23 protein-coding genes, 1 tRNA gene and 2 pseudogenes are annotated in these 26,011 nt (G+C 58.6%); 15 read left to right on the plus strand and 11 right to left on the minus strand.

Features of this window, described 5'->3' with window-relative positions; all coding sequences use genetic code 11:
* Nucleotides 1–171 precede the first annotated feature (171 nt).
* Nucleotides 172–3,636, minus strand: coding sequence for a transcription-repair coupling factor (gene mfd, locus PI93_RS13875; RefSeq protein ID WP_039374008.1), 3,465 nt, complete (start codon nt 3,634–3,636; stop codon nt 172–174).
* 109 nt (nt 3,637–3,745) lie between these two features.
* On the opposite strand from mfd, the gene ispD reads away from it, so the two are divergent.
* Together ispD and ispF are read left to right on the plus strand one after the other, a co-directional pair.
* A complete protein-coding gene (gene ispD / locus PI93_RS13880) occupies nt 3,746–4,468 on the plus strand; it encodes a 2-C-methyl-D-erythritol 4-phosphate cytidylyltransferase (protein ID WP_039374007.1) in 723 nt (240 codons plus the stop codon).
* Nucleotides 4,469–4,531: 63 nt separating this feature from the next.
* A complete protein-coding gene (ispF, locus tag PI93_RS13885) occupies nt 4,532–5,053 on the plus strand; it encodes a 2-C-methyl-D-erythritol 2,4-cyclodiphosphate synthase (RefSeq protein WP_052240952.1) in 522 nt (173 codons plus the stop codon).
* A 128-nt stretch (nt 5,054–5,181) separates the two neighbouring features.
* Here the strand turns inward: ispF and PI93_RS13890 are convergent, their stop codons facing one another.
* The 4 genes from PI93_RS13890 to ompR all read right to left on the minus strand — a co-directional run bounded on the left by PI93_RS13890 (nt 5,182) and on the right by ompR (nt 8,798).
* A complete protein-coding gene (locus tag PI93_RS13890; protein WP_039375393.1) occupies nt 5,182–5,709 on the minus strand; it encodes a carboxymuconolactone decarboxylase family protein in 528 nt (175 codons plus the stop codon).
* A 59-nt stretch (nt 5,710–5,768) separates the two neighbouring features.
* The gene (locus tag PI93_RS13895) at nt 5,769–6,317 is read right to left on the minus strand and encodes a peroxiredoxin (protein WP_039375391.1); all 549 of its coding nucleotides are present in this window, start codon (nt 6,315–6,317) and stop codon (nt 5,769–5,771) included.
* 234 nt (nt 6,318–6,551) lie between these two features.
* On the minus strand, nt 6,552–7,892 hold the full coding sequence (locus PI93_RS13900) for an ATP-binding protein (RefSeq protein WP_144400455.1): 1,341 nt from the start codon (nt 7,890–7,892) through the stop codon (nt 6,552–6,554).
* 180 nt (nt 7,893–8,072) lie between these two features.
* The gene (ompR, locus tag PI93_RS13905; protein ID WP_010808867.1) at nt 8,073–8,798 is read right to left on the minus strand and encodes an osmolarity response regulator transcription factor OmpR; all 726 of its coding nucleotides are present in this window, start codon (nt 8,796–8,798) and stop codon (nt 8,073–8,075) included.
* A 169-nt stretch (nt 8,799–8,967) separates the two neighbouring features.
* Here ompR and PI93_RS13910 point away from each other — a divergent pair, with 169 nt between their 5' ends.
* The 3 genes from PI93_RS13910 (at nt 8,968) to PI93_RS13920 (ending at nt 12,472) form a co-directional block, all read left to right on the plus strand.
* Nucleotides 8,968–9,297 (plus strand): hypothetical protein, encoded by a 330-nt coding sequence (locus PI93_RS13910; RefSeq protein ID WP_144400456.1) that lies wholly within the window; start codon nt 8,968–8,970, stop codon nt 9,295–9,297.
* 240 nt (nt 9,298–9,537) lie between these two features.
* The gene (locus tag PI93_RS13915; RefSeq protein WP_201278392.1) at nt 9,538–11,133 is read left to right on the plus strand and encodes a DUF1800 domain-containing protein; all 1,596 of its coding nucleotides are present in this window, start codon (nt 9,538–9,540) and stop codon (nt 11,131–11,133) included.
* A gap of 112 nt (nt 11,134–11,245) precedes the next feature.
* On the plus strand, nt 11,246–12,472 hold the full coding sequence (locus PI93_RS13920; RefSeq protein ID WP_039375388.1) for a DUF1501 domain-containing protein: 1,227 nt from the start codon (nt 11,246–11,248) through the stop codon (nt 12,470–12,472).
* A gap of 258 nt (nt 12,473–12,730) precedes the next feature.
* Here PI93_RS13920 and hpnD read toward each other — a convergent pair whose 3' ends face one another.
* Nucleotides 12,731–13,606 carry a presqualene diphosphate synthase HpnD gene (hpnD, locus tag PI93_RS13925; protein WP_052241109.1) on the minus strand — a complete coding sequence of 292 codons (876 nt, stop codon included), beginning with the start codon at nt 13,604–13,606 and terminating at the stop codon, nt 12,731–12,733.
* A gap of 292 nt (nt 13,607–13,898) precedes the next feature.
* Here hpnD and PI93_RS13930 point away from each other — a divergent pair.
* Both PI93_RS13930 and PI93_RS13935 read left to right on the plus strand, forming a co-directional pair.
* Nucleotides 13,899–13,985: transfer RNA gene (locus PI93_RS13930), tRNA-Leu, on the plus strand.
* A 187-nt stretch (nt 13,986–14,172) separates the two neighbouring features.
* Nucleotides 14,173–15,177, plus strand: a complete 1,005-nt coding sequence (locus PI93_RS13935; RefSeq protein WP_039375387.1) for a tyrosine-type recombinase/integrase — start codon at nt 14,173–14,175, stop codon at nt 15,175–15,177.
* Between the two features lie 221 nt (nt 15,178–15,398).
* Here the strand turns inward: PI93_RS13935 and PI93_RS13940 are convergent, their stop codons facing one another.
* Complete coding sequence (locus PI93_RS13940; RefSeq protein WP_144400457.1) at nt 15,399–16,310, minus strand: hypothetical protein; 912 nt, start codon at nt 16,308–16,310, stop codon at nt 15,399–15,401.
* Nucleotides 16,311–16,312: 2 nt separating this feature from the next.
* Nucleotides 16,313–17,815, minus strand: coding sequence for an AAA family ATPase (locus PI93_RS13945; RefSeq protein WP_080759505.1), 1,503 nt, complete (start codon nt 17,813–17,815; stop codon nt 16,313–16,315).
* 61 nt (nt 17,816–17,876) lie between these two features.
* On the opposite strand from PI93_RS13945, the gene PI93_RS13950 reads away from it, so the two are divergent.
* Nucleotides 17,877–18,914 (plus strand): sce7725 family protein, encoded by a 1,038-nt coding sequence (locus PI93_RS13950; protein WP_144400458.1) that lies wholly within the window; start codon nt 17,877–17,879, stop codon nt 18,912–18,914.
* A 654-nt stretch (nt 18,915–19,568) separates the two neighbouring features.
* On the opposite strand, the pseudogene PI93_RS25085 reads toward PI93_RS13950, so the two are convergent.
* Together PI93_RS25085 and PI93_RS25150 are read right to left on the minus strand one after the other, a co-directional pair.
* Nucleotides 19,569–19,949 (minus strand): annotated as a pseudogene (locus PI93_RS25085) (rolling circle replication-associated protein); the annotation flags it as partial.
* A pseudogene (locus tag PI93_RS25150) lies at nt 19,950–20,159 on the minus strand (site-specific integrase); the annotation flags it as partial. It abuts the pseudogene before it with no gap.
* A 152-nt stretch (nt 20,160–20,311) separates the two neighbouring features.
* On the opposite strand from PI93_RS25150, the gene PI93_RS24840 reads away from it, so the two are divergent.
* From PI93_RS24840 to PI93_RS13980, 7 genes are all read left to right on the plus strand, one after another.
* Nucleotides 20,312–20,443, plus strand: coding sequence for an SOS response-associated peptidase (locus PI93_RS24840; RefSeq protein ID WP_236105859.1), 132 nt, complete (start codon nt 20,312–20,314; stop codon nt 20,441–20,443).
* Between the two features lie 170 nt (nt 20,444–20,613).
* Nucleotides 20,614–20,814: a hypothetical protein gene (locus PI93_RS24845; protein ID WP_052241107.1), complete on the plus strand. Its 201-nt coding sequence runs from the start codon at nt 20,614–20,616 to the stop codon at nt 20,812–20,814.
* 36 nt (nt 20,815–20,850) lie between these two features.
* A complete protein-coding gene (locus PI93_RS13960) occupies nt 20,851–21,981 on the plus strand; it encodes a hypothetical protein (RefSeq protein WP_144400459.1) in 1,131 nt (376 codons plus the stop codon).
* 986 nt (nt 21,982–22,967) lie between these two features.
* A complete protein-coding gene (locus PI93_RS13965) occupies nt 22,968–23,204 on the plus strand; it encodes a hypothetical protein (protein ID WP_039375383.1) in 237 nt (78 codons plus the stop codon).
* A 349-nt stretch (nt 23,205–23,553) separates the two neighbouring features.
* Nucleotides 23,554–24,141, plus strand: a complete 588-nt coding sequence (locus PI93_RS13970) for a TetR/AcrR family transcriptional regulator (protein ID WP_039375382.1) — start codon at nt 23,554–23,556, stop codon at nt 24,139–24,141.
* Nucleotides 24,142–24,300: 159 nt separating this feature from the next.
* The gene (locus tag PI93_RS13975; RefSeq protein WP_039375381.1) at nt 24,301–24,795 is read left to right on the plus strand and encodes a hypothetical protein; all 495 of its coding nucleotides are present in this window, start codon (nt 24,301–24,303) and stop codon (nt 24,793–24,795) included.
* A 182-nt stretch (nt 24,796–24,977) separates the two neighbouring features.
* The gene (locus PI93_RS13980; protein ID WP_052241112.1) at nt 24,978–25,511 is read left to right on the plus strand and encodes a fasciclin domain-containing protein; all 534 of its coding nucleotides are present in this window, start codon (nt 24,978–24,980) and stop codon (nt 25,509–25,511) included.
* A 219-nt stretch (nt 25,512–25,730) separates the two neighbouring features.
* On the opposite strand, the gene PI93_RS13985 is transcribed toward PI93_RS13980, so the two are convergent.
* Nucleotides 25,731–25,928, minus strand: coding sequence for a hypothetical protein (locus PI93_RS13985; RefSeq protein ID WP_039375379.1), 198 nt, complete (start codon nt 25,926–25,928; stop codon nt 25,731–25,733).
* Nucleotides 25,929–26,011: the final 83 nt, after the last annotated feature.

The following is a 26,011-nucleotide window of genomic DNA, read 5'->3' on the forward strand; positions in this document are numbered from 1 at the left end:
TTCCTGCCTCACGGGAATTGGGGCGCCCGACAGGGGTTTGCCCGGGGGCGCTGGTGCGGCATGTCGACGCAATTGCTGCGGTGCACACCGGTTTCGGAGCGTCTCTGGCACATTTGTACTGTAGACGCCCCGAGGCACCGTCGCCCGTCGCCCGTCGGATGGCCTTCGATGTCACGCCGCCTTCGCGCCGGGGGAGCCGAGCGCGCGCAACGTTTCCTTGATCGCGCGAACGCGGTCGGTCAGTTCTGCGTGCTTCACTTCGATGCGCAGCTTGTCCTGTCCGGCGAGTTTGATGTGGCGATGCTTCTGCACCAGCTCGATGATGCGCATCGGGTCGACGGCCGGCGTCGGCTCGAATTGCAGAGCGATGGCTTCTTCGCTCGCGTCGATTTTCACAATGCCCAGCGGCTTGGCCAACAGCCGCAGACGGTGTGTCTCGATGAGTGCCTGCGCCTGTTGCGGCAACTTGCCGAAGCGATCGACGAGTTCTTCCTGAGTCGTGTCGATGGCGTCGGGGTCGGTGCCGTTGGCGAGCCGCTTGTAGAGCGAGAGCCGTTCCTGTACGTCGCCGCAGTAATCGCTCGGCAGAATGGCGGGAACGTGCAGATTGATCTCGGTCGTCGCGGCGAGCGGTGCATTGAGATCCGGTTCGCGGCCGGCTTTCAGCGCGCTTACCGCGTCGGCCAGCATGTCGGTGTATAGCTGGAAGCCGATCTCGTGGATTTCGCCCGATTGCTTGTCGCCCAGGACTTCGCCTGCGCCGCGAATCTCGAGATCGTGCATGGCGAGATAGAAGCCCGCACCGAGTTCTTCCATCTGTTGAATCGCTTCGAGACGGCGTTGCGCCTGCTTGGTCAACGCTTTCGGATCGTGCACAAGCAGATAGGCATAGGCCTGATGGTGGGAGCGGCCGACCCGGCCACGCAACTGGTGCAACTGTGCGAGACCGAACTTGTCGGCGCGATGCATCAGGATCGTGTTGGCCGTCGGCACGTCGATGCCGGTCTCGATGATGGTCGTACACAGCAGTACGTTCGCCCGCTGGGTCACGAAGTCGCGCATGACGCGCTCCAGATCGCGTTCGTGCATCTGCCCGTGGGCCACCACGATGCGAGCCTCGGGCACCAGTTCCTCCAACTGCGCCTTGCGGTTCTCGATGGTCTCGACTTCGTTATGCAGGAAGTACACCTGTCCGCCGCGTTTGAGTTCGCGCAGCATGGCTTCGCGGATCACGCCGTCTTCCTCGCGCCGCACGAACGTCTTGATCGCCAGCCGCTTTTGCGGCGCCGTCGCGATCACCGAGAAGTCGCGCAGGCCTTCGAGGGCCATGCCCAACGTGCGCGGAATCGGGGTGGCGGTCAGCGTGAGCACGTCCACTTCGGCACGCAGGGCCTTGAGCGCTTCCTTCTGACGCACGCCGAAGCGGTGTTCTTCGTCGATGATGACGAGGCCCAGACGCTGGAACTGGATGTCGTTCGAGAGCAGCTTGTGCGTGCCGATCACGATATCGACCTGTCCTTCGTTGATCGCCTTAACGCTCGCGTTGACTTCTTTCGTGGTCTTGAAGCGAGACAGTTCGGCAATGCGCACCGGCCAGTCGGCGAAGCGATCGGAGAAGGTCTGCGCATGCTGTTCGGCGAGGAGCGTGGTGGGCGCGAGCAGGGCGACCTGCTTGCCGTCGAGCACGGCGATGAACGCGGCGCGCAAGGCCACTTCGGTCTTGCCGAAGCCGACGTCGCCGCACACCAGACGGTCCATCGGACGTCCGCTCGTCATGTCGCCCATGACCGCGGTAATGGCGGCCGCCTGATCGGGCGTTTCTTCGAAGCCGAAGCTGTCGGCGAACTTCTCGTAGTCGCGCGGCGACAGCTCGAAGGCGTAGCCTGATCGCGCGGCGCGACGGGCGTACAGATTGAGCAGTTCGGCGGCGGTGTCGCGAATCTGTTGCGCCGCTTTGCGTTTGGCCTTCTCCCACTGGCCCGAGCCGAGTGAGTGCAGCGGCGCGGTGTCGGGATCGGCGCCGCTGTAGCGCGAGATCAGATGCAACTGCGAGACCGGCACGTACAGTTTGCTGTCGCCCGAGTATTCGAGATGCAGGAATTCGGTCTCGCCCTCGCCGAGGTCCATGCTAACGAGACCCTGATAGCGGCCGATGCCATGCTGGCTGTGAACGACAGGGTCGCCGATCTTGAGTTCGGCAAGGTCGCGCACCATCGAATCGACGGACGTGGCCTGTTCCTGACGGCGCTTGCCGGCACGGCGTGCAAGGCCTTCGTAAAGCTCGTTCTCGGTGATGAACGCGAGGTCTTCCGCCGGCAGCAGGAAGCCGGCCGCCAGTGGGGCGACGCCGATGGCGAAGCGGGTGTCGGCCGTCAGGAAGTCTTCGAGCGACTCGACCGTGGACGGGCGCAGATCGTTGTCATGCAGAAGTTGCAGCAGCGTCTCGCGACGACCGGCCGAGTCGGCGCACAGCAGCACACGCGCCGGCGTGCGTGCCAGATAGGCGCGTAGCGCGGCGAGCGGATCGTCGGCCCGACGATTGATGGCCAGCGGAGGCAGCGCAATGGCCCAACTGCCGTCGCCCGGTGTGGGCAGCGTGAGCCGTGCGAACGGCTTGGCGAGCGTAAAGAAGTCCTGATCGAGGAGGAACAACTGTTCGGGTGGCAGCACCGGACGCTCGCGATCGTGCGACAGGAAGTTGTAGCGCTGGCGCGTGTCGTTCCAGAAGCGATGGATTGCGGCGTCGAGATCGCCCACGAATATCAACTGGGCGTCGGCAGGCAGATAGTGGAACAGGGTGGCCGTGTCTTCGAAGAACAGCGGCAGGTAATACTCGATGCCTGCCGACGGCACCCCGCTGCCAATGTCCTTGTAAATCGGGCTTCGGCTCGGATCGCCTTCGAAGACTTCACGCCAGCGGCCCCGAAACGCCGTGCGGGCGGGTTCGTCGAACGGGAATTCGCGGCCCGGAAGCAGGCGGACTTCCTTCACCGGATACAGGCTGCGTTGCGTATCGGGGTCGAACGCCCGAATGCTGTCGACGGTGTCGTCGAACAGATCGAGTCGATAGGGCAGCGCCGAGCCCATCGGGTAGAGATCGATCAGCCCGCCGCGCACGCAGTATTCGCCGGGGCGCATCACCTGACTGACGTGCTCATAGCCTGCGAGCGTGAGTTGCGACTTCAGGCGGGCTTCGTCGAGGCGTTCGCCCTGCGTGAAGAAGAACGTATAAGCCGCCATGAAGCTGGCCGGCGCCATGCGATAGAGCGCCGTGGTCGCGGGCACTAGCACGATGTCGCAGCGCTTCTCGCCGAGGTCGTGCAGGGTGGCAAGGCGTTCCGAGACGAGATCCTGGTGCGGCGAGAAGGTGTCGTAGGGCAGCGTCTCCCAATCCGGAAGCAGCCGCACGCGGGCCTCGGGGGCGCACCACTTCAGTTCCTGCTGCAGGCGCAGGGCATCGGTGGCTTGGGCGCAGACCACCGCGAGCAGTGGCAGACGCTCGCGGTTCTCCTCGAAATAGCGGGCGATGAGCAGGGCGTCGCTGGACGCGTGCGAGCCGGCGAAAGCGTAACGCTGTCCCGCTTTCACGAGCGGCACAGGCACGGTACTACGGGATATGGCGTTGGCGGAGGACATAGAGAAAACGTTGCAGAAATGGCAAAGCACGAGGCTCCATTCGCATGGGGCCCCGTGACAGTCAGCGTCTATTATAAAATCCCTGCTTTACCCTTACCTGCGTTTTATCGTGAGCGACCGACTTTTTGCCGTCATCCCGTGTGCCGGGGCTGGTGTACGCGCCGGGGCGGACGTGCCCAAGCAATACCGAAGCGTCGGCGGACGTGCCATGCTTCACTATGCGCTCGCCGCGTTCGACGCCTGTTCCGAGTTCGCTCAGACCGTGCTGGTGCTGGCCCCCGACGACGATCACTTCGACGGACGGCGCTTCGGCACGCTGCGTTTTGCCGTGCGCCGCTGCGGCGGCCCGTCGCGCCATGCCTCGGTACTTGGCGGTCTGCAAGCGCTCACCGAGTTCGGGGCGCAGGACAGCGACTGGGTGCTCGTGCACGACGCCGCGCGTCCGGGCATTACGCCTGCGTTGATTCGCGCGCTCGTCGAAGCGCTGCGTGACGACCCGGTCGGCGGCATTCTCGCATTGCCCGTGGCCGACACGCTCAAGCGCGAGCAGGCGCCGGCAGACAAGGGCGGGCTGGCCGCCGTGCTCGCAACCGAGTCGCGCGACGGACTCTGGCAGGCGCAAACGCCTCAGATGTTCCGTCTCGGCATGCTGCGTCAGGCGTTGGAGGATGCACTTGCTTCGGGGGCCGAAGTCACCGACGAGGCCAGCGCCATCGAGCGTATTGGCCACGCGCCGAAGCTCGTGCGCGGTAGCCTGCGCAACTTCAAGGTGACGTATCCCGAAGATTTCGCTCTCGCCGAGGCATTCCTCGGTGCGGCCAAGTCCGCCTGAACGCCGGGCGATCATTGGTCGCACCGATTTGACGTATTGTTTTTTCGCATTTGGCGACTCCCCATGACTGAACAAGCTGTTTCCAACGCTTCGCTGGCCACGTTGCCTAATTTTCGTATCGGGCAGGGCTACGACGTGCATGCGCTCGTGCCGGGCCGTCCGCTCGTGATGGGCGGCGTGACGATTCCGTTCGACCGTGGCCTGCTGGGCCATTCGGATGCCGACGTGCTGCTGCACGCCATCACCGATGCTGTGCTGGGTGCGGCGGCACTGGGCGACATCGGGCGCCATTTTCCCGACACCGATCCCACGTTCAAGGGCGCGAATAGCGTTGTGCTGCTCAAGGAGGCGATGCGTCGCGTGCGCGAGCATGGCTATGAGATCGTCAACGTCGACTGCACGGTGATCGCGCAGGCACCGAAGCTCGCACCGCATATCGCCGCCATGACGCAGTCGATTGCCGATGCACTGGGCGTCACTGTGGGGCAGGTGAACGTGAAGGCGAAGACGAACGAGAAGCTGGGGTATCTTGGCCGTCAGGAAGGGATTGAAGCGCAGGCCGCGGCACTGCTCGTCGGGCGCTGAGCGCACGCCGGCCACAAGCGACTGGCCCCAAGGCAAAAACGGCGCTACCGGACGATTCCGGTAGCGCCGTTTTGCTTTCAATGGCGCGCGCAACGTTGGGACGTCGTGCGCTGACACCGTGCCAGGGCTTACGCGGCCTCGGCAGCGAGAACCTGCGCAGCAGCGTTGATGACGGCGGCGATACGGCCGACGTCGCGCAGTTGCGCGGTGCTCATGCCATGCTCGGCGAGAAGCAGGTGATAGTGCGACTTCACGCAGAAATGGCACTTGCCGACGATGGACGCCGCCAGGGCGTACATCTCGAAACGACGCTGATCGACACCGCCACGCGTGGCGTAGCCGTTCATGCGCAGTTGCGCCTTCTCGTTCTTGAGCTCGTCGTTATCGGCCATCTCAAGATACGGATACCACGTGTTGTTCATGCCCATGAGCGCGGCGGCGGTCAACGCGCCTTCAAGCTCTTCCGGGGACAGTACGCCGGCTTCGCGAATCGCCTTGATCAGCGGCTGGCTCTTGGCCGCGAACGCGGCTGCGAGGGCCACACCCACGGCGTCGTTGCCTTCCAGCGAGGAGCGGGCGATCGTGCCGTCGAGGTTCAGGCGAATGTCCTTGGCGTAGTCAGGGATCTGCGCCTTAATCGCGGTGATGAATTCCATAAATTTCTCCTATTGCTTTGGGCTGAAAAAGCCCGCTTGCGCGGGCTTCGAGACGACGCTTACAGCGTTGCACCGCCGACCGCGCGGTTGCACGGGCAGAGTTCGTCGGTTTGCAGGCCGTCCAGAATACGCAGCACTTCTTCCGGGTTACGGCCGACGTTCAGGTTGTTCACCGAAACGTGCTGGATGACGTTGTCCGGGTCAACGATGAACGTTGCACGCAGGGCCACGCCGGCTTCCTTGTCGCGGATACCGAGTTGGTCGATCAGGGCACCCGTGGTGTCGCCGAACGAGTAGTGGTTCAGCTTGTTCAGGTCCTTGTGCTCACGGCGCCATGCGAGCTTCACGAATTCGTTGTCGCCCGAACCGCCGAGCAGAACAGCGTCACGATCTGCGAAGTCGTTGGCCAGCTTGCCGAATTCAACGATTTCGGTCGGGCACACGAAGGTGAAATCCTTCGGGTAGAAGTAAATGATCTTCCACTTGCCCGGGAACGAGGCTTCGGTGATCGTTTCGAAAGCCGACACACCGTTTTCTTCGTGGTTGTTGAAACCAGGCTTGGCAGCTGCTACCGAGAACGCTTCGAGTTTGTCGCCGACAGTCTTCATCGATTTACTCCTAAATTAGTGCGGTTTATGTCGAGATGTCACAGGTACATCGCAACCAGCAACTGACCGGGATCGCACGATCCCGGTCAACCAAAGCATTATACGCTATCAAACTTATGATAGCAATAGTTTATTTTTATGTTGGGGATAGTTAAATCAAATCCCGTCGATAGGATTTTGCGTGATGCCGCGCGGGGAAGCCTTGAGCATAGCCAAATTTCCGCGCGATCACATCTATTTAGCAAGCGGAAATGACACGATGATTTCAAGGCCGGAGCCGGGGCGGACATTGCGCAACGACGCCACGCCCTTGTAGCGCATGGCGATGCGTTGAACGATCGCCATGCCCAGGCCTGTGCCGTCAGCCTTCGTGCGGGCGGTGTCCACACGATAGAACGGACGGAAGACCAGCGCCAATTGTTCCTCGGGAATGCCCGGTCCCGTATCGCGCACCCGCATCTCGACGCGCTCGCCGAGCACGCGTGTCGTGATGTGGACGTTGGCGATATCAGTGTCGGCGTCGCGGCCATATTTGCGCGCGTTCTCGATCAGGTTCGTGAGCAGACGTTTCAGGTCGGTACGCTCGGCCAGCACCGGCGCGACCTCGGCGAGTTCGACGCTCAGATTGAGATCTTCGCGGCCATCGAACGATGCGGTGGTTTCCCGCACGATGTCCGTGAGGTCCAGCGCCTGCATGGCGCGTGACGCCGGACGGGCGTAATCGAGGAAGCGGCCGATGATCTCGTCCATCTGTTCGATGTCGCTGATCATGTCCCGTTTGACACTCTCGTCGGACGGACTCATCTCCGTCTCAAGCCGCAGCCGGGCGAGCGGCGTGCGCAGGTCGTGCGAGATGCCGGCGAGCATCAGCGCGCGGTCGGCTTCGAGTCGATCGAGTTCGTCCACCATCTGATTGAAGCTGCGATTGGCTTCGGCAGCCTCGCCCATGCCGCGCTCGGGCAGTGGGTCGGGGCGTTGTCCTTCGCCGATGGCCCGCGCGGCGTGGGCGAGCCGGGCGAACGGTCGGTTCACCAGCGCGGTGATGAAGGCGGCGCCGATGAGCGAGAGCGCCAGTGCGAACGTTCCCCAACTGAAGAGTTGAAGGCCTGTGGCAGTGTCGATCCGGTCTTGCTCGATGGCCACCCAGTAGTCATCCTCGTCGATCTTGAAACTGATCCACATGGCGGGGATCTCGTTGACCGAAGCGGCGATGATCGTGTCGGTGCCAAGACGCCGTTGCACGTCACGCACGATCAGATCCTGCACCACACCGCCCGGTTGCTTCTCGATCTTGTCGGCGGGTTCTCGCGGGTACACGCGAATGCCTTCATTGCTCTCCAGATCCTGCAGCAGGGCGCGACGCAGATCGGGTTCGGAATAGAGCAGGGCGGTGCGCGTGAGCTTCACGATCGACACCAATTGCTGCGCAACGCGCTGTGCGCGCGGCTCGCGCTCGATCACGCGAAAACTCTGATACCAGGCGGCCAGACTTACGCCGATGAGCAGAGCGATGAGGAAAAAGGTACGCCAGAAAAGACCGCCGAACAGCCCGCGTACCATCCGGATCGGATGCATGGGGTTGCTCCGTCTAAAGCGTGATGTGTGCGTGTTCGCAGGCCGGGGGTGCCGGAGGGCGCGTGCCTGAACGAAGAGCGAAGTACGACATGGGGCGCGGCATGAAACAAGACACAACGCCGGTGCGCGAAGGTGTCGCGACCGGCGTCGTTTTGCTGCGTGAGACGCGAAGGCGGAAGATCACGCGCCGCCGTCCGGGATGAACACGTAGCCGAGGCCCCAGACCGTCTGAATGAAGCGGGGGCTGCCCGGATCCGGTTCGATGAGCTTGCGCAGACGCGAGATCTGCACGTCGAGGCTGCGATCGAACACTTCGTATTCGCGACCGCGTGCCAGCTCCATCAGCTTCTCGCGCGACAGCGGCTGGCGCGGATGGCGGGCGAACACCTTGAGCACCGAGAACTCGCCCGTGGTGAGCGCAATTTCCTGACCATTCTTGGTGAGCGTGCGCGTGGCGAGGTTCAGGGCGAAGTCGCCGAACTCGAACGTCTCCATGGTTTCGCTGGGCGCACCGGGAAGTTCCGGCGGTGCCTGGCGGCGCAGGACAGCGTGAATCCGGGCGACGAGTTCGCGCGGATTGAACGGCTTCGGCAGATAATCGTCGGCGCCCATTTCCAGGCCGACGATACGGTCGACATCCTCGCCTTTGGCCGTTAACATGATGATCGGCGTGCGGTCATTCGCGCCACGCAGACGGCGACAAATAGACAGACCGTCTTCACCGGGGAGCATCAGGTCCAGCACGAGCAGATCGAAGCGCTCGCGCACCCAAAGCTTGTTCATGGCCGTTGCATTTTCAGCCACAAAGACATTGAAACCTTGTTCCCCGAGGTAACGACGGAGCAGGTCGCGCAGGCGCGGATCGTCGTCGACAACCAGAATTTTGGGAGAATTTTTGTTTTCCATGCCACGTATCTTAGCCCGAAATGTTGCGAACTGAGGAGGCCGCCAAAGCGGGTTACAAAGGGTTACACAATTTACCCTACCGCTTGTGCGCTGACCATAGGCTGTGGGTACACTTGCACCCCTGCCAGGGCGAAAACCTGCTGCATGGCATGAAGGACATACGCACAAGATGAGATGGGCTGCTGAGTTGACGCTACTGTTCGGGGGAATCATGCTCTGGGGACACCTGGGCGTGACGTATGCCCGTCCCGTGCCCCATTTCAGTACGCAGTCGCATGGCGTGAGCCAGTCGGGGCAGCAGCGTGCGGTACCGGCGCCGTCGCCTCGCAACCCTTCGAAGAATGCGCCGTCTCAGGCAGACGGCGCCGCAGATCGTCGCAACGACGATCTGCCGAATACGCCGCCGGGCCGTCGCCCCAATGGCCATATGTCGGCGGAAGACCGACGCTTGCTTCGTCAGCATATTCAAGACGCCGTGCGAGAGTTGTACAGTCACTAATATGAAGATGACGCGCATGACGTCAGTGTCCGCCACGTTTCAGAAACGTCGCCAAACGCTTCTCCCAAAACGCCAGTGATGTCACTTTGACGCGAGCGTCTCATGAAGCCGAAACCCACACCGCCAGCCGCTGTCGACGCTGGCTTTTTTTGCGCTCGTCGCAAGCGTATTGAGGCCGCGAAGGGCGGGAAAACGACGGCGACGGAGACACTGCCATCGCCATCGGCATCCTCTCGCCACATGAAACCACTTGCCTCTCGACGGCTTGTGCCTGGCTTGCTCGCCGCGCTTTGGCTGGCGTCCCCATTGTCGGCCACCGCGGTGGGAACGAAGCACGCGGGCACCGCACATGCCAGCCGCTCGGCGTCATCGCGCACCGTCGATCCTTCGACACGCCCGCTCACGGCCGACGATGCCCGCTACCTCCTCACCCGCACCGGCTATTCGCCTGACGCCCGCGAGTTGGCGCCGTTCGTCGGGCTCACGCGTACGCAGGCCGTCGACCGTCTGCTGGACGAATCACGGCGCACGGCGGTCACGCCGCCCCCCGCTTGGGCCGCCGACCCGCCGCTTTACGGCGCACCCGTCAAGAACCTGACCGACGAGCAGAGGCGCGAACTCAATCAGCGTCGCGATCGCATGGCGGCGTCGTTGTCCGCCTGGTGGGCGCAGGAGATGGCAAGTACGCCGTCGCCGCTCACCGAGCGAATGACGATGTTCTGGCACAACCACTTCGTATCGAGCGACGACAAGGTGCGTGAGCCGGTTGTGCTTTACCGGCAGAACGTGCTGCTGCGCGCCAACGCGTTGGGCAATTTTGGTGTGTTGCTGCATGAGGTGTCGAAAGACCCGGCCATGCTGATTTATCTCGATGGGGCCGGCAGCCGGAAGGGGCGGCCGAACGAGAATTTCGCGCGGGAGGTCATGGAATTGTTCACGCTCGGGGAGGGGCATTACACCGAGCAGGATGTACGCGAGGCGGCGCGTGCCTATACCGGCTGGAGCATTGATCGTCCGACGATGCGCTATGTCTGGCGCGCCAATGTACATGACACGGGCACGAAGACTGTGCTGGGTCAGACCGGCGACTTCGACGGTGATCAGATGCTCGATATCTTGCTGGCTCGCCCGGAGACGGCGACGTTCGTCACCGGCAAGTTGTGGCGTGAATTCGTGTCGCCCACGCCTGATCCGGCGCAGATGCAGCTTGCAGCAAGCGCCTTTCGCGCGAGTAGCTACGACATCCGTGTCGTGCTGCGGGCGCTCTTGCTGAGCCCGGCGTTCTGGGACGTGCGAGCGCGCGGCACGCTGGTCAAGTCGCCGTCGGAGTTTGTGACGGACACGGTGCGCGAGTTCGATATCGGCTACGACGATCCGCAGATGCTGGCGCAGCAGATGCGCGTGCTGGGGCAGGACCTGTTCCGGCCACCGAATGTGAAGGGGTGGCCGGGCGGCGACGCGTGGATCGACAGCACCACGTTGCTCGCGCGAAAGCAGTTCGTCGAGCGGATGTTCCGGGCGACGGAAAACGCGAACGCGGGTGGGCCATCGACGATGTCGTCGTCGTTGTCGGCGACTCCGGGCGTGCAACGCACGGCGCTTCGTTCCGCAACGGCAACGGCGATGCCGAGGACGGTTGCAGGCGTTCGTTTCGACCTGTCGCGCTGGCTGCAACCTTACGCGTTGGGGCCGGTCGATGTTCCTGACGAGGCATCGCGCGAAGCATTGCAGCGCGCAGTATTGCCCTTCGCGCCGGCAGCGCCGCAAACGGCCGGGGTGAACAGTGCTGCTTATTTGCAGGCGTTGCTGATGGACCCCGCGTATCAGTTGAAGTGACGGTGTCGGGGTTTGACGGGCGGGGTGGCGCGCAAGCGCGCAACACGGCATGGGTGTCATTGGGCGAAGTCTCCGTATCCATTCCTACGGGACGCGCCGTGAGAGGTGTGAGATGCGTCGACGCGATTTTCTGACTTTCGCCGGTGGCCTGGGGGCTGCGTGGCTGGCTCCGATGCCGGTGTTTGCTGCTACACGTGACTTGTCCGGGATGCTGCCGGCGACGGGCGGCAATTACGGCAACCTGCTGATTCTGATTGAACTGAAGGGCGGCAACGACGGCTTGAATACCGTCATTCCGTATACGGATCCGTTGTATGCGAGCTTGCGTCCGACGATCGGCATCAAGCGCGAGCAGGTTGTGCAACTGGACGAGCATAGCGGCCTGCATCCGGAGATGCGGGCGTTGCTGCCGATGTGGCAGGCGAAGGAGTTGGCGATTGTGCAGGGTGTGGGGTATCCGCAGCCGAATCTGTCGCACTTCCGCTCGATCGAGATATGGAATACGGCGTCGCGTTCCGACGAGTATTTGCGCGACGGTTGGTTATCGCGTGCGTTTGCCGAGCAGGCGGTTCCGCCCGGTTTCGACGCCGATGGTGTGATCGTGGGCAGCGCGGAATTGGGGCCATTGGGCGGTGGTGCCAGGGCGGTGACGTTGACGAATCCCACGCAGTTTTTGCGTGATGCAAATTTGGCGTCGGCGAATGCGGCGCAGGTGAGTAATCCTGCGCTTGCTCATGTATTGCGCGTGGAGAACGACATCGTGAAGGCGGCGGATGGATTGCGGCCGCGTCAGGGGCAGTATGTGTTGCGCACGCCGATGCGCCCGGGGGCTTTTGGCAATGTGGTGAAGACCGCGCTACAGGTGGTGGCGGCAGCGGATTCGCCGACGGGTGTGCCGCAGCCGGGGCGTGGCGTTGCGGTGTTGCGTCTGACGCTCAATGGGTTTGATACGCACCAGAATCAGCCGGGGCAGCAGGCGAATCTGTTACGCCAGTTGTCGCAGGGGATGATGGCATTGCGCTCGGGGCTGACCGAGTTGAATCGATGGCAGTCGACGATGATCGTGACGTATGCGGAGTTTGGCCGGCGTGCGCGCGAGAACCAGAGCAATGGGACGGATCATGGCACGGTGGCGCCGCATTTCATCGCGGGCGGGCGTGTTCGGGGTGGTCTCTATGGCGACGTGCCCCGACTGGATCGGCTGGATGGAAACGGCAATTTGCCATTTGCTGTGGATTTCCGCGATGTGTACGCGACGGTGCTGCAGCGTTGGTGGGGGCTGAATCCTCAGCCGGTGCTGGACGGTGCATTCAAACCGTTGGATGTGTTGCGGGTTTGATGCTGCGCTGACGGTTTGGACGGAGTCGACGGAAAGGGTGGTCTGCCGTTCGCGCTGGAGGCTTCAAACGTGAGGGCGGCGCTGCGGAAGTGTTCGGGAGGGGCCTCGGCTGTGTCGCGTCTGGGGGGGGGCGTGTTTGAGATCGTTGGATCTGAGCCGGTCAGTGGTGTTGATGTGGTGGGTCGTAAAGTGCGCTGGCAGGATCCGCGAGTCGTAGGGGCGACATCGCGGATGGCCTGACGGATGCGGGGCGACGACTTAGCGAGCGCGCCAGGCGCGCCAGAATTTGCGCAGCGGCGTGAGGTCGATGCGTTGATGCAGGACTTGATAGTCGCTGGCGGCGACTTCGTCCATCAACGCCAATTGCAGCGCAGCGAGGGCAAGTAACGGCCTTTGTTTGCGACGGTCTTGTTTGGGGATGGCTGCGGCGGCCTCGGTGATGGCCTGACGCGCGCGGGTGTGTTGGAACTTCATGAGTTCCACGAACGCGGGCGAGTATTTGCCATTTTGCAGGTCGGCTGCGGTGACACCGAAGCGCTGTAGCTCGTCGATGGGGAAGTAGACGTAGCCGGCACGTGCATCGACACCTGCGTCGGTGACGCGGCGGCCGAGCGAGATGGCGTGGCCGAGCGCGCGGGCGAGTGAAGGGGTTTGCGGGTCGTCGAAGCCATAGATGCGCGAGACGAGTTCGGCGGGGGCGCCACCGGCGGCGTCGCAGTAGTGCGAGAGGCCTGCGAAGTCGAGATAGCGCATCTGGGAGAGGTCCATCTCTGCGCCATGAAGGACGGCTTCGAACATGTCGCGGGTGATGTCGCTGTGCCGGACGACGGGAGCGAGCGCGCGGGGGACGGGATGGGCGGGCGTTCCGGCGAAGAGTCGTGTGAGTTCCTGACGCCACCAGTCGAGCTTTGCGTGCGCGACGCCGGGGTCCTGGACGGCGGTGTGGATATCGGCGATTTCCTGGCAGAAGGCGTGGGCGGCGTAGGCGGCGTCGCGTTTGGAGGGGGGCAGTTGGAGCAGGGCGTAGTAGAGCGCGGAACCGGGAGGGCCTGCCTTCTGACGACAGTAGTCGTTGGCTTGTGCGGGACTGGCGTGGGTGCCGGAGGAATCGTCGGCGGTCTCGTGGGGTTGCATGCGAATGGGGTATCGGTTTGGTCAGGTGCCCGGATGTCGGTGCGCGGGCGCGCAACCGGGGCAAGAGCCATGAATTGGTGCGAATTCTAGCATTGCGGGGGCGGAGGGCGAGCGGGAGGGGGATTGATGTTGGCGAGATTGCCGGCCAATTTCACTTCATGTAGAATGCTCGCCTGCTTTGACGCATGCAGCGGGGCGACCAGTCGCCCCTTTTCATGTCCGCCAGGACCGCATGCCGTCAACCCGATGCCGGGATGTCGCTTCCTCAAAAAGGTAGCGACGCCCACGGGCTGCGAGGATGGCGAAATTGGTAGACGCACCAGGTTTAGGTCCTGACGCCCGCAAGGGTGTAGGGGTTCGAGTCCCCTTCCTCGCACCAACTCCCCGTTTTGGCATCGGTTTCGTAGGTCTCACTTCTTCCCGCAAAAACTCGCAAACGCTCGCCGAATAAGGCGGGGCGGGGTTTTTGCGTCGATTCCGATTGTTCGCAGTACGCACCAAATCTCACCTCTTCACACCTAAAATCGTGGCCGGTCCCCCATTTTTTACCCGAGGATTCCCCACGGATGGCATCAATTCAGAAGGTGGCGAAGGGCTGGCGCGTGCAGGTCATGGTCGATGGTCAGCGCGATAGCAGGACGTTTGATACGAAGGCGGCCGCGATGGCTTGGAGCGCGCAGCGGGAGACGGAGCTGCGGTCGATTGCTAACGGCTCAGGGAGTAAGACGCTGACGGTTGGCGATGTGCTCAAGGAATATGAGCTGAAGGTGAGTCCGACTAAGCGCGGGGCTAGGTGGGAGAGGCTGCGGCTGCCGTTGATCGGGAGCAGGGTGATTGGCGGCAGGAAGTTCGGGGATATCAAGCTGGCGGATCTGCGGCCTGGTCATATAGCGGCTTGGCGGGATGCGCGGATGCGGGAGGTTTCAGGGGCGTCGACGTCGCGGGAAATGTCGTTGATGTCGCATGCGTTTCTCGTGGCCCGGAAGGAGTGGGGCTGGCTGGTGACGAATCCGATGGCGGAAGTGAAGCGTCCGCCAGATCCGCCTGGGCGCGAGCGCTTGATTTCGCAGGAGGAAATCGACGCATTGCTTGCGAGCATGGGGTACGAAGAGGGGCTTCCCGTAGAAAAGCCGATTCAGCGCGTAGCAGTGGCATTTCTCTTCGCGATAGAAACCGCCATGCGCTCCAGCGAAATCCTGACCCTCACGGCTTCGTCCGTGAACTACAAGGGCAAGTTCGCGCGCCTTCCGATGACCAAGAACGGTACGGCGCGAAATGTACCACTGTCTTCCCGTGCAATTGAACTGCTGAAGGTGCTGCCGACTGTGGAGAAGGGCAAGGCGCTATTTGCGTTGTCAGCATCTAGCCGTGACGCACTTTTCCGAAAGGCACGCGATAGAACGCAGATCCCAGATGTAATCTTTCACGATACCCGTCATGAGGCTATCACGCGTCTCGCGAAGAAATTGCAGCCCCTGGATTTGGCCAGAATGACTGGTCATAGGAACATTTCGGAATTAATGACGTACTACAACGCGACGGCAACGGATATAGCAGGTCGTCTCGGCTAACTGTAGCAGAGGCATAAGTTCCGAAAGATGCCTCATCGATGAAGGGTTACTTCGGTTGTTTGGGACCCGCTTGGCAATTGTTGCGATCATCCAGTACTGAGGTCAAGGGCAAAGGGTGATCGCTCTATAAAATGTCAATTCGGGTCGCGTACATGTCAAAGGGGGTTCTCGCTAGTAGTCGCTTGTCGTTGTTCTCACTCCATACTCGGCCAGTAGAAATTCTAAGCCACAAGATGCGGACTAGGAGGTGGAGCTGGCGTATCAAACCCGTCTGCGGATGGGCCGATATTGGAAATAATTCGGCGATTGATATAAGCGCAGAATTCCCGGCATTGATTTAAACCATGCCATAACCTTGCATCCCACGCATTTACACCTAGTCGCGATTGGGCTTCGGCATATTTTGTGCGAAGAATATTTCTCATCGCCACGTCGGAGATTCCTCGAGGAAATGTAGTCCGAATTTCTCCAATAAAACCACTTACCAAACTTGCAGCTTCGCCTTTAAATCTATTTTCCAATCTAAGCCTCGATATATGTTCCTCAGCAATGGCCGCCAAATGTTCGTGCTCAGGTGGGGCTGCACAGTAGTATCTTATGGCGAGCTGGTCATTGCTTACGGACACCAAGCAATGCAACAAGGATATTCCGTTGGGAACTGTAAAGTAAGGATGGCAATACAAAAGGTATGAATCATGATATTCATCGTGTTTTCGATGATTGCAGCCGAAACATACGTATACCATGTTTGCGTGATACGACGAGTACTCTGGATAGTACGTTTTCGGAAGATAGTGATCCCAAGTTTTAGGGTCGTTCAGCATGCAATACGGACAACGTTGCAAATTAATTTCTGCGTCAATTTGCAAAGATTTTAAAATTTCGTCCTTTAATTTGTTTAATGGCTCGGTCGCGCTGTTGTAGCAAGACTGCAGAGACTCCACCACATCAGCATGCCACTCTTCCCTTGGGGGTGGGCGCAGAATTGAAAGTTGTTCAGCATAAACCTCACATCGCTGGAGAACTCTATCCTGTGCGGCAATCAACAAATCTCGTCTCGGTTGATGCTTGGCTCTAAAAATGGCGGCGAGATAGGTTCCCTCATCGAGATCGGCAATTGGTTGAAATCTCATGATCAAACATCCTTGGAAGCTCGAAGTGATTCAAGATATATGTTGGCATTTAAGCTAAGCTGATTGTCAAAAATTCGGAGAATCGCATCAACATCTCCGTTGTTGTCGATGAACATTTTGTCGAGAATGTTTCGGTAATCACGATCTGATTCAGTGGCTGAAAATACAAAGCGGGTTATGTCAGATACGTTTTCCCCGAAGGTCTGGAACGTGGGTTTTAATATCAAAGGAGTGCTTCTATCTCGTTTGACAATGTGAACACACTCTTTTGGGAGCTGTTGGATGACGAGAGGTGAGTGCGTTGCGATAATTGAAAAAGAATCTTGTTTTTCAAGAATTTCCGACAAGGAGTTGAGCAAGCCAGTCAAGAGTTGCGGATGCAGATGCAACTCTGGTTCGTCAAATAAGACCAGTGTTCTGGGGCCAATTTTCGAAATTATGTGAAGAATACAATTTAAGGCCAATCGCTGTCCTGCGCTCAGCCTCTCGTAAAGTGATGAGTATTGATTTGGGTAATCGACGAAATCATCAATGTTGTCGACTCGCACGAGGTGCTTCAAAGCGCTTTTCAAAAGAATGCGCTTCTCATCCTCCATGGAGTTAGATAGCATTTCTTTGATTTCTGACAATAGAGTTTCTTTATTCTTCAATCGCCCACCGCTGCCTTGTAAGCCGCAGTAGCTGTATTTGAAGTTCTCTCCTTGGATCTTTGTTGGTCGGTCGAATTCGTCGAAAGCGCTGAATGAGACTGCAACGACCGTGTAAATCGAAGGGAGTGGCTCTAACATCCCTTCCGTACCTAAGGTGGCGCGCCTTTCCTTTGTGGCGGCTTTCGAAAAGCCACTCAAAAGCATCGCCAAACGTGCCATGACCTGCGTCTTGCCAACGCCGTTCAGCCCCACAATCGAATTGATTCGATGTGGAACGCCTTGGCGCTCCCGGAAATCGAAATCAAATCGATGAGGTACACTTGCACCCGGAAGTGGGATCTCAGCCTGAAAGCGGCTGATTAATTTCTGTTCGGTCCCAAATCTTGGGCCCGCTGTGTCCAGCAACTCCCTTGCAGTTGATTCTCTCAATAAGGAAATTTTAAAACACGGCTCAGATTGAAATTCTTCTCGAATTTCTTTCATTAGTGACGCGTCTCGCAAGGTCGTGAGAATCTCGCGCGCTAATTCTGAATCAAGCTTTTCGAGGGCGTCGTAATATTCTTGATTGCTCGATAGAGAACAAATTTCTCGGAGAGTTGCTTCGGGGATTTCGACGCAATCCCCCAGCTCTTCGAAGGGGCGATTCTCCAACCCCTCTCTCTGCCCCTTTCTCATAATGGACGTCGATTTTAGTGAAATTCGCTCTTCAGACGAATCTTTCCTCAATCGCAACTCCACACCAAATAGAGTGTAGTAGGAGTAATCGTTCCAACTGTCGCGAGTGAGTACTAGGTGTGGATAGGTGGCTTCGTCAATTGAGCGTGTGCTGCGTCGGTTGCGAACATATACTTTCATGAAATTAAACTCGATGTTTTATTTTTTAACAATTTATCCTTGATTTGAAGATTTTGCAACCTTGTCGGAGCAGCATTGGTTTTTTAACGTGTTCGGTGTATCGTCGGCTATTACCAAGAAAAGTGGGGTTAACGTGTATTATCCGTTTTTGTATGCACGCCAAAGCGAGCTTCTGGCTGTTCGGGACGTGGCGGCACTTTTATCCGACGATGGGACTACCATTCCGATAATTGAGCCGATAAACCATAAGGCTGACAGCTTGCGGTTAACGGTTGAGGCAACAACGCACGTGAATCAGCCAGTCTATGTTGTGGTTAACCCTGAAAAGGGGAGATTCAAGGAGGAAGATGGACAAAGCAAGGCATGGGCCGGAGAAATATCACGCCTAATCGAAATGCACGAAATCGTCCGGCCGACGTTTGTCGCCGGGGGCAGTACGACTATCACAAGTCTGCGCGCATTCCTGAAAACATGGAATGCATCAAAGATTGGGATCGTGCTACGAAATTCGGCGATCTCCCCCGCTGAAATCGCAACATTGGTAGATGGGGTGGCATCGGATTGCCTGTATTTTCTTTTGGGTGAAATGCCTTCCAGTTGCGATCTAAAAATTCTATCTGAAGAACGTTGCGTTCCTGTTGGTGAGAATTTTCGAACCCAAGCGAGGAATGCCTTTTATGCGGGCATTGAGCCATTCACTGACATGCATAAGCGTTATCGCACCCTTGGATTTGCCGGATTTGGCGACTTTACGACGCTTTCTGGGAGTTATCGGGAAATGGGGGCAATTCCAAGAGCGATTGCTATTCATCTAACTTTTGCGAATCGCGTAACGCATGAGATTTTTGTTGAGCATTTTGTATCAAATATCGATGATTCGGAAAATAGCAATTTGACAGAAAAAATGCGTCAGGCAATCGATCGAGTCGCCGAAGGGGGGCGGAGACTCCAAAATTCAATTGCGCAGACTGCCGCTTATGATAAATACCTAGCGGCTAGTGCGGCTAAATCTGCTGTCTCGTTAGCAACAAATAAACGTTGGAGCATATCTCACCATCTAGATTTTATAAGTGGATTTATGGCAGGACGTTATATATGAATCAAGTGAATTCAATTTTTGTCCTGCCATTGGCGCTGATCACGAATGAGACAAGTCCGCCTAGGCGAAGCTCTGCTCGTTCAGCAGATCTGCCGATGTTCTCCGGCGCGATTCGTCCTATTAGGACTCTTTTCCTTGTATCAATCGATGCTCAACGTTGGGTGTAAAGAAACGCTGGATGCCCCGATTGCGACGGAGTTGGGCGTCTGATTTTGTTTTGAGATGTTTTCGGCGTGTAGTCGACGATGCCCCAACTGGCAGTAAGGGTGTTGAGTTTCCGGAGACGGGCCTATGACTTCACGTCAACTGGTTTTCTGTGGACGTCCGATTCGATGCTCCCTGTGTGAGTCCACCCATGCAACAACTTCAATTGCTTTCCAGAGTGGTTGCCCGGTGGCTCCGGCAAAGCGTAGGCTGTTCTCGCCGTTTGATTTGGCTCGCGTAGAAGGCAGGCGAATTGGAGTTGGGAAGCCGGGAAGGGTAACTACTCTTTCGAGCACCACAGCTGGAGAGCGTCGCAAGTATGCTCCAATTGTCTTTGCGGTCCAGAGCTGAATTGATAAGGGCAACGCTGGTTCGAGTCTTTCTGCCAGAGAGTGAGCAATGCGCTCTAACAGATGATTGATTTCGAGGTCATTGACCGCTAGTTCGGGCTCACCCATTAGGCCACTCCTTGGTCGCCAGCCAAAAGCAGCCGAGGTCCTGATTCCAAAAAACTTGACAGTGATCTAAGCTTGCACCGACCTCCTGTGCCGCCTCAAACGCTAGCACGATGGCTTTTGCGGCGTCATCACTAAGGACACGATTCCGCGGCTGGTCCAGTATCGCTTCTCGTTCATCTTGTGGTCTGCGAAGTCCTTCGTCAGATACTTGCCGAGATATGCTGCAAGTTTGTGGCGCAGGCCTCGCTGACGGAACGGGTTACGCACGTCGACGTTACCATTGTCTGCGCCGACGACGGATTGCCATATGGCGCGAAGCAGACGATAGTTCTGGCGCCCCTTTACTGCGGTGAAGGTGCCACGCGCCCCGCTTGGCGAACTTCTCAACGGCTTTATCACCCGTCTTCAAGTCCGCCGTCGGCATCCATCGGCCGTAGACGCGCGCGATCATCGTCCAGTCAGCATGTCCCATTTGCTTCGCTCTCCACCTCGGGTGTTCCCCCGCCGACAGCATCATTGACGCATACGTATGTCGGGTTTGATATGGGTTTCTGTATCGCACGCCAGCGCGTTTCAGCGCCGAGTTCTGGCTGACTCTTGGGAGTGTCGACGATATATGCACCAACTACCGCGTTCCCGATCGGCGAGTGGCGCGACGAGGTCTACAAGGACTATTTCGCCCCGATCATTCGCGGGGACGGAGAGGCGCGGCGGTCTGATCTAGCGTCGTTCGGGATGGTGCCGCGCGAGAGGATACCGCCAGGCGTGAAGGTGTTCGACACAATGAACGCGCGCGCCGAGACGGTGGGGGAGAAACGTAGCTTCAGCAGCGCGTGGAAGAAGCAGCTTTGCTTGATCCCGACATAGGTGTTCTTCGAGCCGGCTTACGAGACGGGGAAAGCGGTGCGGTGGGCGATCGGCATGGCCTCGGGAGAGCCGTTTGCGATCGCCGGGCTATGGCGCGAGTGGGAGGGCGAGGGCGGCCCGCGCTTCTCTTTCACGATGCTCACACGCTCAACGCGGACCATCACCCGCTTATGAAACGCGTCCACAAGCCGGGGAGTGAGAGGCGGTCGGTGATCATCATCCGGCCGGACGATTACGACTACTGGCTTGGTGCGCGTTCGATCGACGAGGCGAAGTTGTTCGTGACGCTGCCGGGCGCTGTGTCAATGGCGGCAGTGCAGGCGCCAAAGTGGGCAATATTTGAAAGAGTCCCGTTGGAAGAAAAGCAATAATCAGAGCCCACCATTTGCCGAAGGGATGGAGTTCGCATGCTCGAAAGTGACCGTCCAATAGTAAATCACGGCCTTCCTACATGCCGCCCCGCCGATACCGCAGCTTCCTTAAATTGGTCGCATGTGATGCCCTCCGCGCTCGCAGCAGATTTGACGCAAGTCCGCTCAGCTCCGCGATGGGCTATCGCACACGTCGAAGAGGGTGCATTGAATTTGTCGAGTTGGCGCGGAAGCCCGGAAGAACTGGGCCGCCAAATGAAGAAATTTTCGACACCGATTGTCTCCAATGCCTTGGGACCCGATCGTCCGCAAACACCCGCAAAATTGCAGTCACTTGCTGCACAGGCCTTTTGGGGGCCAGTTGAAAGCTCAGTCGACGTTGATCGCGTAGCGCTTCAAACTGCAATTTTGGATAACGTAACCGACGGTCTGACGACCTCGCTGGTGGAGGGCGCGATGCTCGCGCTGCGTAAAGAGTTCAAGCCATTCAGAATGAAGGCCAGACCCTGGGTTAAGGTAAAGTCCAAGGTGTTGACGAAACCCCAGAAAAGGTCTATCCGTACCAAAGATAAATTTCAGCGGATGGAGACGGCTAAGAAAGCCGTGAAGCACGGGAAGTCGTGTGAGCTAGTAGGCAAGATGTGCAAACTGACTGGTAGACAACGCAATCAGTTAGAGCGCTATGCCGTGCAGCATCTGGGTATGCCTCGAGTGCAAAAAGGAGAATCCTGCAAGTTAGTACTGATGGATCTCGGTGTTAGCGCCTCTGGATCCGCTAAGGAATTGTTGCAGGCGTTTGCGGTAGAAGGGCCCGGCGTCATTCGCGTAGCCAATGGCGAAGACTGGCGTACGGTATACACGAGTCTTGGCGTCGATGCACGTAAGATGGAACGCTTTCCCGACAGCAACTTCGAATTCATACTACGATCAAACGCCGCCATTAGGCACGGCTTTGATCGTATGAAAAACGGTGAGGACGGTGTGGCTATAGCCCGCGAATTCGGCTTCTCTCCAAGCAGCGATGTAGCCTACCGTCTAACGTCCCAGGAGCGGGCCCAACACTGGTATGCTGACCTGATGAGTTTAATCGAGGCCCCCGAAGAGCACTACAAAGAGGTAGCCGAGAGGTTGCTCAAAGCATTCGGCAATCCTCCAATAGACGCGTAGTGGGTCCAATCCATCTGAACACTGATGCAGGTGAAAATGCTCGCTCTGATGAGGTGTCCGACGAGCAAACGACGTTGTTCGTTTGCTCTTGGCGGAAGCTGAAGAAAAACTTGGCGCAGTATCCGGAAAGGGTTGATCACTACGCACAGCGCGACCGATCGCCAGCATTGTGCCAGTGTGGCGTCTGGGTTGCTGCCGGTTTCAGGGGCGTCGGCGTCGCGAGAAATGTCGTTGATGTCTCATGCATTTCTTGTGGCCTGGAAGGAGTGGGGGATGAAGAAGAGTCGGTACAACGATAAACAAATTGTTCGGATACTGCGCGAGGCATCTCACTCCAGCTTGCTTGAGCGCCAACTGCCAAAATGCGCCAGACGAGGTTCGCTAGACGCTTGTTGGATACCTCGGTTTTGCGTGCTTCGTCGACAGTCGTCACCCCGTTTCGGATAGGAGCCCGCTTTCCGGCCAACTCCCTTGCACTTTCCCGTGTGCCTGGATGCCGGAGTATGTCGAGACAACTCGCAGATTTTATTTCAGTGCCCGCTTCATTCGGTAAATCGGTCGTTTGATATCGAACCGCACGGGTATTCCTTAGCCATGGCCGTCAAAAAGGGGCGTAGCCTGAGTTGACCGTTAGCCAAAATGCCCCCGGCGACCGGATTCAAGCCCTCGCAATGCCGTGGGCTTCTTTTTGCCGTAGCCGGTGGGCAGTCATGCCGCGCCGGGAATCCGTTCCGTTTTCGGTTGCCCGTCCTTGCTCACCATTGGCGCTCCGTCGGTCATCGTTTTAGTCCACTGGTACTTGATCGTCAGGCTGGTCTATCGATTGCGATGGCGCACCGATCGTTATTGATCTTGGATAAAAATTGCATCGTATCCCTAAGCATCTTGCACGCACACTTTCTTCGAGAGCGATAAGCGTTGCCACGCCATAGCCGGCCGTGCGAATTCTCTCGCGCGCGGTGTCATCGCGTATATCGGAGGTAATGATGGAAAGAACGATTGCGTATCGTGGCTTCGAGATCAGCGTCAAGTTGGAGCCGAGTGCGAAGGACATGTTTGATGCATGGTTTCGTGTTGATGGTCCCAAAGTGCCTACGGGCGTCTTAGCGCTTGGCACACCCATCATGGTTCGCAACGGCCCGTTTTCTCGTCGATGGGCCTATCTCGTTGCTGAAATCGCCGGGCAGGCAGCGATCGATGTGATACTTGGCGCCAATGAGTAACGAGGTTCATCACGGTGCATGGCTAACGCGTATTCCCGCATTAGGCTTGCGGCCCTGTCGGCGTTGCCGAGTCCATCTTGTGCGGATGGGTTGAGTCGCTCCTGCTTGAATGCTCGCTCATCGATGGTTGGTCGACCAATTGCGCCCAGTGAAGACGACCTAACAGCCCTTCCTCGCTGACGCGGGCCGCACGAAAGCCGCCCAAAGTGGCGTTACCGTCGTTCGTTTCAGGCCTGAGAAAGAAAATCGCCAAGGGGATTGACGGGCAACCGACCAACTAGTAGATTGGCACGCTACTGCATGCGATTCACGTCGCATTGCGCGTCGTGACTTCATCGAGCGAGCGTTCATGAGCGTTGAGCTGTCTCCCCGGGCAACCGAAATTGCCGACCACACGAAGCAACTGCTTGCCGCAGGGGGGTATCACGGCTTCAGTTATGCCGATCTGTCCGAGCGGGTTCAAATCGGCAAGCCCAGTATTCATCATCATTTTCCAAGCAAGGCGGATCTGGTGTTGACGGTGGTCAAGCGCCATCGCGAGCAAACACGGGATGGCTTGGCGGCGCTCGACCGGCAGGTTGCAGACCCCATGGCGCGCTTGACGGCCTACACCAATTATTGGGCGGACTGTATTCGCGACGGCACCGCGCCAATTTGCATATGCGCCATGCTGGCTGCGGAACTTCCCATGATCCCGGAAGCCGTTGCCGACGAGGTCCGCCGATATTTCGACGATTTGACGGCGTGGATCGAGGCGGTGCTGGAAAGCGGCGTCGCGGCGGGGAACATCAAGTTGCGAGACGGTGCACGCGTCGAAGCGCAGACGTTCATGTCCAGCGTGCATGGCGCCATGCTGACGGCGCGTGTGTTGGGCTCCGCTGACGCATTTCAAGCCGTTTGTCGCGTGGCAATCCTCCGGTTGAATGCAGGCACCTGAATCGTCTTATGCAGGCAGGGCGCCACGGCGCTCTTTTTTTGAATTGCGTTATCGACCAACTAGTCGGTTGTTTTTGGATGTTGATAACCCGCCGTGCTGTCTCGCGGCACTCATGCCGCGCCGCTTCCTGGCGCCATTTCCTGAAGGAGTCATCGTTCCATGCCACATCCCATTTCCTCGTTGGGCGCAGGTCACACCCTCGTCAGTCTGGTGACGTTCGCCGCAGGTCTCATCAGCTTCGCTCGACATCGAAGGATTGATCGCACGACCCTGTCCGGCCAGATTTATCTGGGCGGGATGGTGGTCTCAGTACTCACGTCGTTTGGATTGTCCAGCACAGGTGGCTTCAATGCGGGACACGCGCTGGGCATTCTGGCGTTGCTCGCGACGTTGGGCGGAGTCGTCATTCCCAAGATCGCTTTTCTAGGACGTGCCCGGCAGTATCTGTCGCAGTTCGCTTTTTCGTTCAGCTTCTTCCTACTGTTGGTTCCGGGAATCAACGAGACGCTGACACGTTTGCCCGCGAGGCACCCACTGGCGAGCGGCCCTGACTCTCCTCTGGTGCGCGGATCGCTCGCGGTGTGGTTGGTCATTTTCGCGCTGGGATCGGTGTTGCAGTTCTTGTGGCTTCGCTCCCGTCGTAGCCACGCGTGAGTCGTGGGTGCGGAAGAGGTTTCGCCATCGCTGTGGCGTCCGATCCGCGCTTACCTCTGCATCCGAACACCGATCCCAAGCGTATTGGTAAGTGCTTCCATTTTGAGAAGCCTTACCAATAGGGTGTGAACATGAAAATGCATAAATCGGTGAAGTGCCTCGCGACGGCAGCGTGCATCGGGATGTCGTTGGGACTGACGGTCACCTCCGCATTGGCGGCGATGGATGGTGGCGAGACGTCAGTGATGGTCGGCGGCGCGGCGATGTACCCGTCGAAAACCATTGTGCAGAATGCCGTGAACTCAAAAGACCATACGACGCTCGTCGCGGCCGTCAAAGCCGGCGGGCTTGTCGACACGTTGAATAGCGCCGGACCGTTTACCGTCTTCGCTCCAACCAATGAGGCGTTCGCCGCGCTCCCGTCCGGGACGGTCGACACACTACTCAAGCCCGAGAGCAAAGGCACGCTGGTCAAGGTGCTGACCTACCACGTCGTACCAGGGCGCCTCACCGCGCAGGACTTGATGAGGGCCGTGAATGACGGCGGCGGCAAGGCCGTGCTCAAGACCGTGGAAGGCGATTCGCTTACCGTCATGCAGCAAGGAAATCGTCTGACCGTAACGGATGACAAGGGAGGCGTTGCCCGAGTGACGATCGGCGACGTCATGCAATCGAACGGTGTTATCCACGTCGTGGACAAAGTGTTGATGCCGTAACAACGACAGGGGCATCGATAACGCCGATGCCCCGCTTTCGGGCGCAGGAAGTGCCCCCGTCGTCGATAGATACTGAAAGAGATTCCCGCCGTTCGTTTGCCGTCGCGCCGCACTGGAGGTGGCCGCCGGCAAACGCGTTGCCTTATCCCGCAAACCGAACTGCGGAATCACGCAATGGTGAAATGGCGGCGCGGCGATCTCAAATGAATCGCCGCATACTCACCATGATGGCCGTATTGCATAAGCATTGCGGCAATACGACCGACCGAATTGCGTCGGCTCGAAGTGCTTCCCGACCCGATGGATCAGTTCGCGGGCAAGTAGGGCATTGATGACTGCCTCAGAGGGCTGTTTGGCGCTCTTTTCTGCAATGCGCTGGAGTGCGACGGTGATGGCCTGCGTCGAGAGGGTGAGCATGACATGCTCCTGTAAAAGTTCTATGGACCCTTAGGGCCTTCTTTGACAAGCGTGCTTCTCAATTAGGCGATTTGTATTCGCCG

The sequence above is a fragment of the Pandoraea fibrosis genome, from assembly GCF_000807775.2.
GTDB classification, from domain to species: Bacteria; Pseudomonadota; Gammaproteobacteria; order Burkholderiales; family Burkholderiaceae; genus Pandoraea; species Pandoraea fibrosis.

Bases quoted from the DNA above. Each gene is read 5' to 3' on its own strand.
- PI93_RS13910 (WP_144400456.1), top strand. From the start codon at position 8,968: ATGAGATGGGCTGCTGAGTTGACGCTACTGTTCGGGGGAATCATGCTC.
- PI93_RS13895 (WP_039375391.1), bottom strand. From the start codon at position 6,317: ATGAAGACTGTCGGCGACAAACTCGAAGCGTTCTCGGTAGCAGCTGCC.
- PI93_RS13945 (WP_080759505.1), bottom strand. From the start codon at position 17,815: ATGAAAGTATATGTTCGCAACCGACGCAGCACACGCTCAATTGACGAA.
- PI93_RS13920 (WP_039375388.1), top strand. From the start codon at position 11,246: ATGCGTCGACGCGATTTTCTGACTTTCGCCGGTGGCCTGGGGGCTGCG.
- PI93_RS13915 (WP_201278392.1), top strand. From the start codon at position 9,538: ATGAAACCACTTGCCTCTCGACGGCTTGTGCCTGGCTTGCTCGCCGCG.
- PI93_RS24845 (WP_052241107.1), top strand. From the start codon at position 20,614: ATGAAACGCGTCCACAAGCCGGGGAGTGAGAGGCGGTCGGTGATCATC.
- PI93_RS13900 (WP_144400455.1), bottom strand. From the start codon at position 7,892: ATGCATCCGATCCGGATGGTACGCGGGCTGTTCGGCGGTCTTTTCTGG.
- PI93_RS24840 (WP_236105859.1), top strand. From the start codon at position 20,312: ATGGTGCCGCGCGAGAGGATACCGCCAGGCGTGAAGGTGTTCGACACA.
- PI93_RS13985 (WP_039375379.1), bottom strand. From the start codon at position 25,928: ATGCTCACCCTCTCGACGCAGGCCATCACCGTCGCACTCCAGCGCATT.
- hpnD (WP_052241109.1), bottom strand. From the start codon at position 13,606: ATGCAACCCCACGAGACCGCCGACGATTCCTCCGGCACCCACGCCAGT.
- PI93_RS13960 (WP_144400459.1), top strand. From the start codon at position 20,851: ATGCTCGAAAGTGACCGTCCAATAGTAAATCACGGCCTTCCTACATGC.
- PI93_RS13940 (WP_144400457.1), bottom strand. From the start codon at position 16,310: ATGAGATTTCAACCAATTGCCGATCTCGATGAGGGAACCTATCTCGCC.
- PI93_RS13975 (WP_039375381.1), top strand. From the start codon at position 24,301: ATGCCACATCCCATTTCCTCGTTGGGCGCAGGTCACACCCTCGTCAGT.
- ompR (WP_010808867.1), bottom strand. From the start codon at position 8,798: ATGGAAAACAAAAATTCTCCCAAAATTCTGGTTGTCGACGACGATCCG.
- PI93_RS13935 (WP_039375387.1), top strand. From the start codon at position 14,173: ATGGCATCAATTCAGAAGGTGGCGAAGGGCTGGCGCGTGCAGGTCATG.
- PI93_RS13970 (WP_039375382.1), top strand. From the start codon at position 23,554: ATGAGCGTTGAGCTGTCTCCCCGGGCAACCGAAATTGCCGACCACACG.
- PI93_RS13980 (WP_052241112.1), top strand. From the start codon at position 24,978: ATGTCGTTGGGACTGACGGTCACCTCCGCATTGGCGGCGATGGATGGT.
- mfd (WP_039374008.1), bottom strand. From the start codon at position 3,636: ATGTCCTCCGCCAACGCCATATCCCGTAGTACCGTGCCTGTGCCGCTC.
- PI93_RS13890 (WP_039375393.1), bottom strand. From the start codon at position 5,709: ATGGAATTCATCACCGCGATTAAGGCGCAGATCCCTGACTACGCCAAG.
- ispF (WP_052240952.1), top strand. From the start codon at position 4,532: ATGACTGAACAAGCTGTTTCCAACGCTTCGCTGGCCACGTTGCCTAAT.
- PI93_RS13965 (WP_039375383.1), top strand. From the start codon at position 22,968: ATGGAAAGAACGATTGCGTATCGTGGCTTCGAGATCAGCGTCAAGTTG.